Genomic DNA, 12,559 nt, shown 5'->3' with positions numbered 1-12,559 from the left:
GCCCGACGTTAGTCTTAGCGTGTTAACGTGTCAACGATCGCGAATGGGATAGATGGGGGCAGGATGAACGAATCGTCCGACAGCCAGGAGCCGCTCTACCAGCAGGTCAAGCGGGATCTGGTCGCGGCGATCTCGCGCGGTGAGTACGTGCAGGACGAGCCGTTCATCAGCCAGCGCGAGGTCTGCGAACGGTTCGGAGTGAGCACCACCACCGCGGTGCGCGCGCTCAACGAACTGGTCACCGAGGGCTACCTGGTACGGCGGCGCGGACGCGGCACGTTCGTGGCCGATCGGCCCGTCCCGGCCGAGTCGACGCGGGAGCGCTCCATCGCCTACATCATGCACGGGCACGGGCCGCACAACTCCGACGTGATCGACGGCATCGAATCGGTCTGCGCCGAACTCGGCTACCGGATGTTCCTGTCCAACACCAAGGGCTCACCGGCCGCCCAGGAGAAGGCGCTGCGTCAGGCGCTCGACACCCAGGCCAGCGGCGTCGCGCTGTACTCGGTCGACGCCCACCACGACTCCCCCGCCCTGGCCGAGCTGCGGCGGCGGCACGTCCCGCTGGTCATGGTCGACCGCTACCATCCCGAGTCCCCCACCGACGCGGTGCTCTTCGACAACTTCGCCATCGGCTACCGGCTGACCGAATATCTCATCGGGCAGGGGCACCGGCGCATCACCGCGCTGTGGGACGCCACCGAGTGCACCTCCGTGCAGGAGCGCCTCACCGGGCACGTGCAGTCGCTGCGCGAGCACGGGCTGCCGGTCTCGCCGGAGCTGACCGCGCTCAAGACCTACCTGCGGCTGCCGGAGGACCGGCGGCGGGAGATGCTGGCCGGGCTGCTCGACCGGCGCGAGCCGCCGACGGTGCTGCTGTGCGCCAACGGGTTCGTGCTGGCGCACGCGGCCTCCGACCTCACCGCGATGGGCGTCGAGGTGCCCGGCCAGGTCGAGCTGGCCGGCATGGACGACGCGGGCCCGTTCGACCTGCTGCCGCTGACCGTCGCCGCCGCCCGCCTGCCGTCGCGGGAGATGGGCGAGCGGGCGATGCGGCTGCTGGCCGAGCGCATCGACCACCCGGAGACGGCGTCGGAGGTCGAGCACGTGGTGTTGCCGATCGAGATCCGCACCCGCGAGTCGGCTCGTGCCTATCTGCGCGTGGTCTCCGCCCAAACCGCCTGAACCCCCCGAGGTACCCCCATGCCTTCCCCTCTTCGCGTCGCCCTGGTGGGCGGCGGCCAGATCGCCAACTCCACCCACATGCCGACTTTTCGCGAAATGTCATCCGATATCGAGGTTGTGGCGGTCGTCGACGCCACCGTCGAGGCGGCCGAGTCGTTCGCCGATCGGTGGGCCGTGCCGTACGCCTCGGACGACCTCGCCACGACGCTGCGGGACGTGCGCCCCGACCTGGTCGACATCGCCAGCCCGCCCGCGCTCCACCGCGACCAGGTGATCGCGTCGCTGCGCGCGGGCGCGTGGGCGTGGTGCGAGAAACCGCCGTGCCTGTCGCTGGCGGAGTACGACGAGATCACCGCGGCCGAGCGGGACGGCGGCCCGTACGCCGCGATCATCTACCAGCAGCGCTTCGGCTCGGCCGCGCGGCACGCCCGCGCGCTGATCTCCGGCGGCGCGCTCGGCCGGCCGTACGTCGCGCACTGCCAGACCACCTGGTTCCGCGACCCCGCCTACTACGCGGTCCCGTGGCGCGGCCGGTGGGACACCGAGGGCGGCGGCCCCGCCATGGGCCTCGGCATCCACCAGATCGACCTCATGCTCGAACTGCTCGGCGACTGGAGCGAGGTGCGCGGCATGGCCGCCAGGCTCGCCCGCGACGTGCAGACCGACGACGTGACGACCGCGCTGGTGCGCTTCGACTCCGGCGCGCTGGCCACGGTCGTCAGCACGTCGCTCGCGCCGCGCCAGGTCAGCCACCTGCGCATCGACCTCGCCGCCGCCACCCTGGAACTCACCCACCTGTACGGCTACGCCAACGAGAACTGGACGATCACCCCCGCCCCCGGCGTGACCGGTCTCGACTGGCCGCCGCCCGACGACGTGCCCAGCTCCCACCTGGCCCAGCTCCGGGGCCTGATCGCCGACCTGCGGGCCGGACGGCGGCCACGCGGCAGCGGCCAGGACGGCCGCAGGGCGCTGGAGCTGATCACGGCGATGTACAAGTCGGCGCTCACCGGGCGGCCGGTGCGTGCCGGCGAAATCGGTCCGGGCGACCCGTTCCACCGGAACCTGCACGGCGACCACCCCGAGGTGTTCCAGTGAAGATCATCGGCTTCGAGCTCTTCATCGTCACCCCGCGCTGGATGTTCCTGCGCGTCGACACCGACGAGGGCGTCAGCGGCTGGGGCGAGCCCATCGTCGAGGGCCGCGCCGAGACGGTCGCCGCCTGCGTGAACACGCTGATGGAGGCGCTGGTCGGGGCCGACCCCGGCCGCATCGAGGACCACTGGCAGGTGATGTCGAAGGGCGGCTTCTACCGGGGCGGCCCGGTGCTGTCCAGCGCGGTCGCCGGGATCGACCAGGCGTTGTGGGACATCAAGGGCAAGGCTCTCGGCGTGCCGGTCTACGACCTGCTCGGCGGCCCGGTACGCGATCAGGCCAAGGTCTACACCTGGGCGCACGGCGACACGGACGCGGAACTGGCCGAGAACGCCATGGCCAGGGTGGAGGCGGGCTTCGACACGCTGAAGTTCGCCGCCGGGGAGGGCCGGCTGCCGCCGATCCCGTCACCGGCCCTCACCAGCCGGATCGTGGCCCGCTTCGCGGCGGTGCGCGATGCGGTGGGCGACGGCGTCGACCTGGCCGTCGACCTGCACGGCCGCTTCACGTCGGCGGCCTCGCGCAAGGTGCTGCCGCTGCTTGAGCCGCTGTCCCCCTTGTTCGCCGAAGAACCGGTGCTTCCCGAGTTCTCCCGCGACCTGCGACGAGTGGTGGAGTCCACAACGATCCCCATCGCGACCGGCGAGCGCCTGTTCTCCCGCTGGGACTTCCGCGACGTGCTCCCCACGGGCGTGGCGGTGATCCAGCCGGACCTGTCGCACGCCGGCGGCATCTCCGAGGTCCGCCGGATCGCCGCGCTGGCCGAGACCTGGGACGTCACCCTCGCTCCCCACTGCCCCCTCGGCCCGATCGCTCTGGCCGCCTGCCTGCAGATCGACTTCGCGACCCCGAACTTCCTCATCCAGGAGCAGTCGCTGGGCATCGGCTACCACGACGGCAGCGAACTCCTCGACTACCTGGTGGACCGCTCGGTCTTCACCTTCACCGACGGCCACCTCGATCGCCCGACGGCCTCCGGCCTGGGCATCGAGGTCGACGAGAAGGCGGTGCGCCAGGCGTCGTCGCACGCCTGGCGCAACCCGATCTGGCGGCACCGGGACGGCTCGTTCGCCGAGTGGTAGTCGTCCCTGGAGCCGCCCGTCGCCGCCCTGCGCGGGCACCCGCCGGTCAAGGGCACCGACCCGAACCGGGGGGAGCCGGGCGCCCCCTCCTGAACGCGGGCGAGAAGAAGCTGGCGCACGCCTTCTCACCGTCGTGGGACGGATGACGGGCCGCTCCCTCGACGAGCACTGGTTCCATACCGTGGGCCGCGCCTTCGGCGTCCCGTCCCCTTCGGCCTGAGTTGTTCTGCCCGAGCTGCTCCAGCGCGTACAGCCCGCCCAGCCGCGCCGGAGCCTGGTTTCCGCCGAGTTGCTCGACGGCCTTGGTGAAGCGGTTGGTGCCAGGGCCGCGCTCAACAAGCCGGGTCCCGTTCGTCATGGAGATCGAGACCCACCGCATCCGCCTACTGGGCCTCACCTCCACCCCGAAGGGGGCCTTCTTCTCGAACGAGAACTCCGCATGGTTCAGGGCGCGCCCAAGCGGCGGCAAGGCGATCGTCGAGCAAGAGCCCCCGAACGTCACCGACGGCGGCGGTTCGGCGCCGTCGTCGAACCGCTGCTGCACCACCTGTGCCAGGAAGTCCACAGGCTGCCGCCGGTAGGCTCCGACGTGTTGGGATGCAGCCGGGAAGGGATCCGATCATCAGCAGCGACTTTGCCTCTCCGCCGGAGGACCGGTCACGGCCGGCGCGCCGCCGCGTCACCGAAGCAGCCGTCCTGAGCGCCCACGACCAGAGCCCCGCCGAGGTCGCCCAGTGGACCTGCCCGCATGGACGGCATGCCGGCCATGGCTGCGTCGACTGCTACCACGCCTGTGCCGACGCCGATCCGGCACTTCTGCAATGGGAGGTGGCGGCATGGTTCACCACCGAGCGGCCGATCCCCATCAGGGCGTTGCAGGACGTGCACCGCCACGACCGCGGGCTCACGCTGACCCAGCCGTCGACGCCTCTGGTCTACCTTCTGAGTGCACGGGTGAGGGCCGCCCTGGGCGTGGAGGCGGTGGCCGGGGTGGTGGGGTTCCTGGTGCAGAACCGGCACATCGTCGACACGTTCACCGTGACGGAGATCCGCGCCGTCCATTCCTGAACGCCCCTGCCGGGCGCGCATGGTGTTCGTGAACGCCACCCCTCCGTGATGCTCGACCCGGCACAGGCCGGCAGATCGACGGCGTAACTGCGGTGCCCGGCCGAGCGCACGCGCAGGAAGCCGAACTGCGATTGGTGCACTACGTGACGGCTCGGCGGACGGGCACACTTCACGCTAGCCGGATGCGGGGCACCGGCCTGTCGCACAGTCCGGGTTCCGGTCCACCGGGGTGCTCAGGGCGGCGGCGGCCCCGCTGGTCGCCGGATCGGGGACGGACCCGGCGTACTTCAGCAGTTCGGACTTGCTGAGGTTCGGTCCGGTGATGGACAGTCCGGGTCGCGGTCATGGGCGGAACCGGGTCCGAGGTGGTCACTTCGTCGTCACCGTGAACCGTACGAAGTGTCACGTCAGGGTGCTGAGATCCGGTCCGATCCACCCCACGGCCGAGCACGGAGCCGCGGGCAGGCCGGTGTGCGGCATGACCCTCAGGCGGGGAAGGTGACCTCGACGTGCAGGCCGCCCTCGGAGCGGGCGTGCGCGAGGAGGGTGGCCCCGTGCGCGCCGGCGATGGCCCGGACGATGGCGAGGCCGAGCCCGTACCCGTCCTGCTCGCCGGGGCGGATCCGTTCGGCGCCGAGCCGGCGGAACGGCTGGAACAGGGAGTCCACCGCGTCGGCCGCGATGACCGGCCCGGTGTTGCCGACGGCCAGGCGGGCCGCGCCGGCGGCGGTGCGGCCCGTGATGATCTCGACCTGCCCGCCGGGGACGTTGTGGCGGACGGCGTTGTCGAGCAGGTTCGCCATCAGGCTCTCGACAAGGCTCGGATCGCCGGTCGCCGGGGCGGGGCCGAGCGTGACGTCGAGCCGGATGCCGCGCCGGTCGGCCTCCGCTTCGCGGGCCGCGAGCGCTCGGGCGGCGAGTTCGGCCAGGTCCAGCGGTTGCGACCGGTGCAGGCCGCGCTGGCTGCTCGCCAGGGTGAGCAGCGCGGCGATGAGGCGCTCCTGCCGGTCGCCGAGCTCCACCAGCTCCTCGCAGGTGGCGCGCAGGCTCTCCACGGTCGGCGCCGGGTCGGTGATCGCGAGCTGCAGCAGCGCGCGGCCCGCGCTGAGCGGGGTACGCAGTTCGTGCGAGGCGTTGGCGATGAAGTGCCGCTGCGCCTCGAAGGACGCCTCCAGCCGGGCGAACAGGTCGTCCAGGGTGCCGCCCAGCTCCGTGAACTCGTCGCGGCGGCCACGCAGTCCGAGGCGCCGGTGCAGGTTGGTGGCCGAGATGTCCTGGGCTGTGGCGATGATGGTACGCAGCGGGCGTACGAAACGGCCGGCGACCAGCCAGCCGAGCGCGACCGACACCACGGCGACCACCCCCAGCGCGACGGCCAGCCCAGCCGTCCTCTCCGCGGCGGCGAAGGGCGCGAGGAGGGCCGGTGAGTGCCCGCCCGCCGCCATGATCCCGCCCTGCCGCACCTGACCAGGGGCCCGTTGCCAGCTGCTGCCGCTCAGGAGGAGGTAGACCACGCCGAGAGAGACGACGACCGAGGAGCAGATGAGGGCCGCGTACAGCAGGGTCAGCCGCGCCCGGACGGTGAGCCCGCGGCCCCGGCGCGGGGACCGTGCGTCAGGCACTCGGCGCGCCGAGCCGGTAGCCGCCTTCGCGGACGGTGTGGATGACGGGAGGTGCGCCGAGCTTCGCCCGCAGCCGGTACATCGTCTGCTTCACGGCGGTGGTGAACGGGTCGGCTGCCTCGTCCCAGAGCCGTTCCAGGAGTTCCTCGGCGGAGACCACCTGCTCGGCTCGGGTGAGCAGGTGCTCCAGCACGGCGAACTCCTTGGCGCTGAGCGGCAGGCGCCGACCGGCGCGGAACGCCGCCCGGCCGGCCGGATCGAGCCTGATGTCGCCGTGGCGCAGCACCGGCGGAGTGGGCGGGGCCGAGCGGCGGCCCAGGGCGCGTACCCGGGCGATCAGCTCGACGAAGTCGAACGGCTTGGCCAGGTAGTCGTCGGCGCCCATGCCGAGGCCGTCGACCAGGTCTCCGAGCCCGCCCGCGGCGGTGAGCATGAGGATCCGGCCCGGTGACCGGTCGGCGGCCAGCCGGCGGCAGACCTCGTCGCCGTGCACGACGGGCAGGTCCCGGTCCAGCACCACCACGTCGTAGCGCGTGCACGCCAGCCGTTCGAGCGCGGCGCCGCCGTCGTGAACGGCGTCGACGGCCATGCCCTCACGCCGCAGACCCGTGACGATCGCCCGAGCCATCGGCTCGAAATCCTCGACCACGAGCACTCTCATGACCGGCCAGGCTCCTTCTTTTGACGGGTGGTCCGCACCCAGCATGCCGGGCGGCCGGTCTCAACCGCGTAACAGCCGCGCGCACCGTCCCGGGACCGGCGCCGGAGTAGGACGGCAGGCGACACGAATCCCACGAACGCAAGAGGAGGTCGCCCGATGCGACGCAGAAAGGTCCTCGCCGCGGCCGCGGCATCCGCGCTGGCGGCCGCCGCGGTCGGCGGGGCGCGAGCGCTGACCGCGCCGGGCGAGGCCCGGCCGCTCGACGCCAAGGACGCACTGCTGGGGGCCTTCGGCACGCACCAGCTCGTCGGCGGGCTGAGCCCGTCGCACGGCGTCAAGGACGTCGACGACTTCCTCATCTCGCTGCTGCGCGACCCCCGGTTGCCCGGCCGGGTCGACGACATCGCCGTCGAGGGCGGGAACGCGAGGTTCCAGCCGATCATCGACCGGTACGTGGCGGGCGAGGACGTGCCGCTGACCGAGGTACGGCAGGCGTGGCGCGACACCCTCCAGCCGGGGGCCGGCTACTCGGCCTTCTACGAGCAACTCTATCCCCTGGTCCGCCGCGTCAACCAGCGGCTGCCGGTGCACGAGCGGTTGCGCGTCCTGGCCTGCGGCCCGCCCGCCGACTGGAGCAGGGTGACGAGCCAGGCGGATCTGCAGTCACTGCTCGGGCAGCGGGACCGGCACATGGCCGCCGTCCTGCAGAGCGAGGTGCTGTCAAAGAAGCGGAGGGCCCTGCTGCTCTCCGGGACCGGGCACGTACGGCATGAACAGGGCGCCGCGGAGATCTACGAGGAGAAGTATCCCGGCTGCGCCTTCATCGTCACGGCCCACCTCGGCTTCGCCAAGGACAACGACCGGCTGGAGCGGCAGATGGCCTCCTGGCCGGTGCCGACGCTCGCCACGTTCGACGGCACCTGGCTCGGCGACCTGGACTCCTCCTACTACTCGCTGCCCGGCGACGCGCCGCTGGACTCCGGCGACGGTTACCCGGGCGTCGACGCCTACCTCTACCTCGGCCCCCGCGACTTCCTCCTGCATCAGCCGCTTCTTGCAAGGGCGGTCCTCAGCTCCGCCTTCACCGCGGAACACGATCGGCGGGCCGCCGCGATCGAGGCGCCGCCGAACTCACCCTTCCGCCCGGCCGTGCTGTTCGAGGAGGAGGAGAGGTCGAGCGTGTTCAGCTACGACCCCCACCACGAGTACTGACGCCGGTCGCCGTCCAGCAGCCACGGGCCCGCGGACGCACCTTCCGCTTCGTCCACGGCAAGCTGAACGGCAGGGTGGCCGCGACCGCCTCGCGCGTCCCGGGTACGGCCAGGTCGGCCGCGTGGGCGCGGTCGCCTCCAGCGCGGGCCGGAAGTTCGGTGGAGGTTTCCCGGTCTTGTGTCGGGGCCCGGCCGCCAACCGGGAACCCCAGCCCCTCTCGCCGGCGGGGCAGGAGGCGGGCGGCGGTGACACCGGTGACGCGCGGGAGATGCGACGTCAGCTGAACTGCCACCAGTTCATGTTGAACAGGTAGCCGCTTCCGCCGGCGAACTTCAGGTACAGGTCGCGGGTGCCGGTCGCGCCGCTGACCGGACAGGACACGGTGCTCCAGGTCTGCCAGCCGCCCGTGCCCGGCACGGTGCACGTCCCGGCCGACGGGCCGTTGACGCCGTCCAGACGGAGTTCGAGTCTGCCGCCGCTGGACGCCGAGGCGACCCGCACGGCGAAGGTCCTGGCGCCGGAGCCGAACGCGACGCCCTTGACCTTGATGTAGTCGCCGTTCTCGATCCAGCCGACGTTCATCCCCCCTTCGCCGGAGGGCTCGGTCTCGACCCCGGACTCCCAGGCGATCGTCTCGGCCTCCTGGCGGACGTACGGGTTGAGGGTGCCCACCTGCGGCGCCCCGGACGCGGTCATGTTGATCGTCGGGATCGTGCCGCCGGAGCCGTAGGTGAACTTCTCCACGGCCACCGAACGGGTGAAGCCCCCGCCGCCCGGCAGTGCGCCGTTGTGGTAGAAGAGGTACGAGCCGCCCTGGTAGTCGACGATGCCCGCGTGGTTGGTGAAGCTGCCGCCCTGCGTGGGCATGATCGTCCCCCGGTAGGTCCAGGGCCCGGTGGGGCCGGGGGCCGTGGAGTAGGCGAGGAACTCCGAGCAGCACTTGGCCGCGAACACGAGGTAGTACAGGCCGTTCCGCTTGTAGACCCAGGGCCCCTCTTCGAACAGCGTCGGGCGGTTGGCGTCACCCGTCCTGGTGCCGAATCCCGCCGTGGTGAGCGGGATCTGCGTCGCGCTTCCCGAGTACGAGGTCATGTCGGGGTTCAGCTTCACGTACCAGAGGTGCGGGTTGCCCCAGTAGAGGTAGGCCTGCCCGTCGTCGTCGATGAAGACCGTCGGGTCGATCTCGCCGTTCTCGATCAGCGGCCGTCCGAGTGCGTCCCTGAACGGCCCGGTCGGGCTGTCGGAGACGGCCACCCCGATGGCCATCCGGCCGGTCGCCCGGTTGGTCGTGGGCACGTACCAGTAGAACCGGCCGTTCCGGTAGATGGTCTGTCCCGCCCAGGCGTCGGACTTCGCCCAGCTGAAGGTGGTCAGGCTCAGCGGGGATCCGTGGTCGGTCCAGTTCACCATGTCGGCGGAGGACCAGACCCGCCAATCCTTCATGGTGAACCAGGTCGAGCCGTCCTCGTCATGGCCGGTGTAGAGGTACACCCGGCCGTTGTGCACCAGCGGCGCCGGGTCGGCGGTGTAGACGGTCTGGATGATCGGGTTGTCCGCCCTGGCCGGGTGGGCGGGCAGGAACGCCACGAGGCCGAGCAGGACCAGCACCCAAACGATTCCGCGTCCGGCTCTTGTGGTGGCCGGCAACCGTAATGCCATTCTCACGATCGCTCCCGGGATGACGGGTCAGTTACGGGTCCAGCGCTGGTTGGCGCCGCCGTTGCACGACCAGATGGTCAGCTTGGTGCCGTTGGCGGTGGCGTTGTTCGGCACGTCCAGGCACTTGTTCGCACCGACGGCGGTGATGGTGCCGTCGGCGTTGAAACGCCACTGCTGATTGCTCTGGCCGTTGCAGTCCCAGATGATGACGTTGGTGCCGTCGGTGGTTCCACCGTCGTACACGTCCAGGCACTTGCCGCCGTAGACGCGCAGTTCGCCGCTCGCGGTGGGCGTCCAGCGCTGGTTGCCCTGGCCGTTGCAGTCCCAGATCTGCGCCTGCGCGCCGTTCGCCTGCGAGGCGGCGGCGACGTCGAGGCACCTGCCCGAGCCCACTCCCTTGATCGCGACCGCGGTGGGCGGGACGATGCCGCCTCCCGTCACGACGTACATGGCCGCCCCGTGCCCGGGGACCGGCGCGCTGATCGTCCCCGGTGAGGAGGACGTCGTGTGCGCCCACAGGTCGCGCACCGAGTAGGAGGACGCCGAGCCCAGCCCCAAGGCCGCGGCGGTGGTGGAGACGGTCGCGGTCGAGGTGCCCCGGTTGAGCAGGACGACCGCGACCGAGCCGTTCTTCATCGGCTTGCGCCAGACCTCCAGGTTGCCGTTGTCGCTGATCTTGTGGCCCTGCTTGCCGCCCCAGTCCTGGTTGACCGCGATGACCTCGGTGTTGGTGAGGATGGTGCGCGTGTCGGCGCTCATCGTCCGGAGGTCGTTGCCGGCGATGAGGGGCGCGTTCAGCAGCGACCACAGGCTGAAGTGCGCGCGTCCCTCGGTAGCCGTCACCGAACCGACGCCGACCTCCAGCATGTCCGGGTCGTTCCAGCCTCCCGGGCCCGAGTACGACTCCAGCCCGACCTGCTGGTCCAGGATGCCCATGACGGAATTCCAGTTGGCCGCGATGTCGCCGGTGTCACGCCAGGAGTTGCCCACCGGCGTCCCCCAGGTCCACACGTTCTCCTGACCCCAGTTGCACAGGCTGTACACGATCGGGCGACCGGCGGCGGCCAGCGCGTCCCGCATGGCCGTGTACCGCTGCTGCCCGTTCATGCCGCGATGGTCGCCGCAGTTGTCGTATTTCAGATAGTCGATCCCCCACGACGCCCACAGGGCCGCGTCCCGCCGCTCGTAGCCCAGGCTGGCCGGGTAGCCCGCGCACGTCGTGGTACCGGCCGAGGAGTAGATGCCGAGCTTGAGCCCTTTGGAGTGCACGTAGTCGGCCAGGGCCTTGATGCCGTCGGGGAACTTCTGCGGATCCGGCACCAGGTCGCCGCTCGCGTTCCGGCTCTTGGTGGACCAGCAGTCGTCGATGTTGACATAGGTGTAGCCCGCCGCCGCCATGCCACTGGAGACCATGGCGTCGGCCGTCTGGCGGATGAGGCCGTCGTTGACGTTGCAGCCGAAGCTGTTCCAGTCGTTCCAGCCCATCTGCGGGGTCCGGGCGAGGCCGTTCTCCAGCGCGACGGCCGGGGACGTGGCGCCGCCGATCGCGACAAGGGAGCCGGCCGCCAGTAACGCGGCCGTCGTCAGGCCGAGAATTGTGCGCATTCGCTTCTCCACCTCCTGGGGGTCGTCATGAGCCGGCGCGGGTCCAGCGCTGGTTGGCGGCGCCGCTGCAGGACCAGATCTGGAGCTTGACGCCGTTGGCGGTGCTGTTGCTCGGCACGTCCAGGCACTTGTTCGCACCGACGGCGGTGATGGAGCCGTCGGTGTTGAAGCGCCACTGCTGGTTGGCCTGGCCGCTGCAGTCCCAGATGATCACGCCGGCGCCGTCGGCGGTGCTCCGGTTGGCCACGTCCAGGCACTTGCCGCCGTACACGCGCAGCTCACCGGCGCTGGTCGACGTCCAGCGCTGGTTGGTCTGGCCGTTGCAGTCCCAGATCTGCGCCTGCGCACCGTTGGCCTGTGACACGCCGGTGACATCCAGGCAACGGCCCGAGCCCACGCCCTTGATCTCCGAGCCGCCGGAGGGGTTGCCCTGCGGCTGGCCGATGCTGCCGGGAACCGCTTGCAGCGCCGCGTACCAGGCGGCGGCCATCTTGTCGTAACCGCCGGCGGTCGGGTGAACGCCGTCGATCAGGTCCGAGGTGGTCAGCCTGCTGTGCAGGTCGACCAGGTGGACGCGCTTGCCACTGTTCACCTTGCTCTGGACGATGCCGGGGATAGCCGCGTTGAACGTGCGCGCCGCGGACTCCTGTCCGGCGTTCGACAGCGGGATGACGGTCGCGACGAGGACGTCCGCGTCCGGCACGGCCGCGGTGATGTGGTCGATCAGCGTGGACAGCCGTTGCGGAGCGCCGGCCACGTCGTAGTTCTGCAGGATGTCGTTGGTGCCCAGGTGGAGCAGCAGCGTACGCGGCGTGTACGTACGCAGCCAGCCGGTGATGTTCGCGTCGATCTGGTCGATGCGCCAGCCTGGGTGGCCCTCGTGATCATGATCGCCCAGGCTGCTGGGCCCGTTGAACTGCGAACCGACGAGGTCGACCGTGTAGCGGCCGCCGGCCAGGCGCTGCCACAGGCCGATCCGGTAGCCGCCCGGCACCTGCGTGCCCTCGGTGATCGAGTCGCCGAGCGGCATGACCCGTACCCCGCCGTTGGACTCGGCTCCGGCGACCCCCGTCCCCGTCGCCGTGCCGGCCGCCAGCAACACCGCCACCGTCAGCACGGCGGCCCGCCATCGCCTCCAGGTACGCATGCTCACCCCCTCACCACCGACCACGCGCCGGGCGAGCACGCCCGCCGTTGAGGGGCGTCACGTCCAGGTCCACTTCTGGTTGGTGCCGCCCGAGCAGGTGTAGAGCTGGAGCCCGGTGCCGTTGCCGGTGCCGGCGCCGATGGCGTCGAGGCAGAGCCCG

The 12,559-nt window shown here is 71.2% G+C and carries 12 protein-coding genes; 5 read left to right on the top strand and 7 right to left on the bottom strand.

The window, feature by feature from the left end:
• Positions 1 to 63: 63 nt before the first annotated feature.
• From ACWCSU_RS35025 to dgoD, 3 genes are read left to right on the top strand one after another with little or no spacing between them, the layout of a single operon-like run.
• The gene (locus tag ACWCSU_RS35025) at positions 64 to 1,188 is read left to right on the top strand and encodes a LacI family DNA-binding transcriptional regulator (RefSeq protein ID WP_357701377.1); all 1,125 of its coding nucleotides are present in this window, start codon (positions 64 to 66) and stop codon (positions 1,186 to 1,188) included.
• 18 nt (positions 1,189 to 1,206) lie between these two features.
• On the top strand, positions 1,207 to 2,286 hold the full coding sequence (locus ACWCSU_RS35020) for a Gfo/Idh/MocA family protein (RefSeq protein WP_449940757.1): 1,080 nt from the start codon (positions 1,207 to 1,209) through the stop codon (positions 2,284 to 2,286).
• Entirely contained in the window at positions 2,283 to 3,425 is a 1,143-nt protein-coding gene (dgoD, locus tag ACWCSU_RS35015) for a galactonate dehydratase (protein ID WP_449940754.1), read from the top strand. Before ACWCSU_RS35020 ends, dgoD begins: the two co-directional genes overlap by 4 nt.
• Positions 3,426 to 3,471: 46 nt before the next feature.
• On the opposite strand, the gene ACWCSU_RS35010 is transcribed toward dgoD, so the two are convergent.
• Positions 3,472 to 3,990, bottom strand: a complete 519-nt coding sequence (locus ACWCSU_RS35010) for a hypothetical protein (protein ID WP_449940751.1) — start codon at positions 3,988 to 3,990, stop codon at positions 3,472 to 3,474.
• 32 nt (positions 3,991 to 4,022) lie between these two features.
• On the opposite strand from ACWCSU_RS35010, the gene ACWCSU_RS35005 reads away from it, so the two are divergent.
• Complete coding sequence (locus ACWCSU_RS35005; protein ID WP_357701369.1) at positions 4,023 to 4,493, top strand: hypothetical protein; 471 nt, start codon at positions 4,023 to 4,025, stop codon at positions 4,491 to 4,493.
• Between the two features lie 485 nt (positions 4,494 to 4,978).
• On the opposite strand, the gene ACWCSU_RS35000 is transcribed toward ACWCSU_RS35005, so the two are convergent.
• Positions 4,979 to 6,115 (bottom strand): sensor histidine kinase, encoded by a 1,137-nt coding sequence (locus tag ACWCSU_RS35000; protein WP_449940748.1) that lies wholly within the window; start codon positions 6,113 to 6,115, stop codon positions 4,979 to 4,981.
• Positions 6,108 to 6,776 (bottom strand): response regulator transcription factor, encoded by a 669-nt coding sequence (locus tag ACWCSU_RS34995; protein ID WP_449940746.1) that lies wholly within the window; start codon positions 6,774 to 6,776, stop codon positions 6,108 to 6,110. Before ACWCSU_RS34995 ends, ACWCSU_RS35000 begins: the two co-directional genes overlap by 8 nt.
• Before the next feature lie 156 nt (positions 6,777 to 6,932).
• Between ACWCSU_RS34995 and ACWCSU_RS34990 the strand changes: the two genes are divergently transcribed.
• On the top strand, positions 6,933 to 7,988 hold the full coding sequence (locus tag ACWCSU_RS34990; RefSeq protein ID WP_449940744.1) for a hypothetical protein: 1,056 nt from the start codon (positions 6,933 to 6,935) through the stop codon (positions 7,986 to 7,988).
• 276 nt (positions 7,989 to 8,264) lie between these two features.
• On the opposite strand, the gene ACWCSU_RS34985 is transcribed toward ACWCSU_RS34990, so the two are convergent.
• The 4 genes from ACWCSU_RS34985 to ACWCSU_RS34970 all read right to left on the bottom strand — a co-directional run.
• Complete coding sequence (locus ACWCSU_RS34985) at positions 8,265 to 9,596, bottom strand: glycoside hydrolase family 43 protein (RefSeq protein ID WP_449940740.1); 1,332 nt, start codon at positions 9,594 to 9,596, stop codon at positions 8,265 to 8,267.
• A gap of 78 nt (positions 9,597 to 9,674) precedes the next feature.
• Complete coding sequence (locus ACWCSU_RS34980; RefSeq protein WP_357701355.1) at positions 9,675 to 11,252, bottom strand: lectin; 1,578 nt, start codon at positions 11,250 to 11,252, stop codon at positions 9,675 to 9,677.
• A 25-nt stretch (positions 11,253 to 11,277) separates the two neighbouring features.
• Positions 11,278 to 12,399 carry a lectin gene (locus ACWCSU_RS34975; protein ID WP_449940737.1) on the bottom strand — a complete coding sequence of 374 codons (1,122 nt, stop codon included), beginning with the start codon at positions 12,397 to 12,399 and terminating at the stop codon, positions 11,278 to 11,280.
• 57 nt (positions 12,400 to 12,456) lie between these two features.
• The coding region (locus ACWCSU_RS34970) for an RICIN domain-containing protein (RefSeq protein WP_449941038.1) at positions 12,457 to 12,559 on the bottom strand (103 nt) is incomplete at its 5' end.

It is taken from the genome of Nonomuraea sp. NPDC001699 (assembly GCF_053596455.1).
The sequence above is the reverse complement of the archived record's forward strand: the minus strand, read 5'-3'. Positions and strand labels throughout refer to the sequence as shown.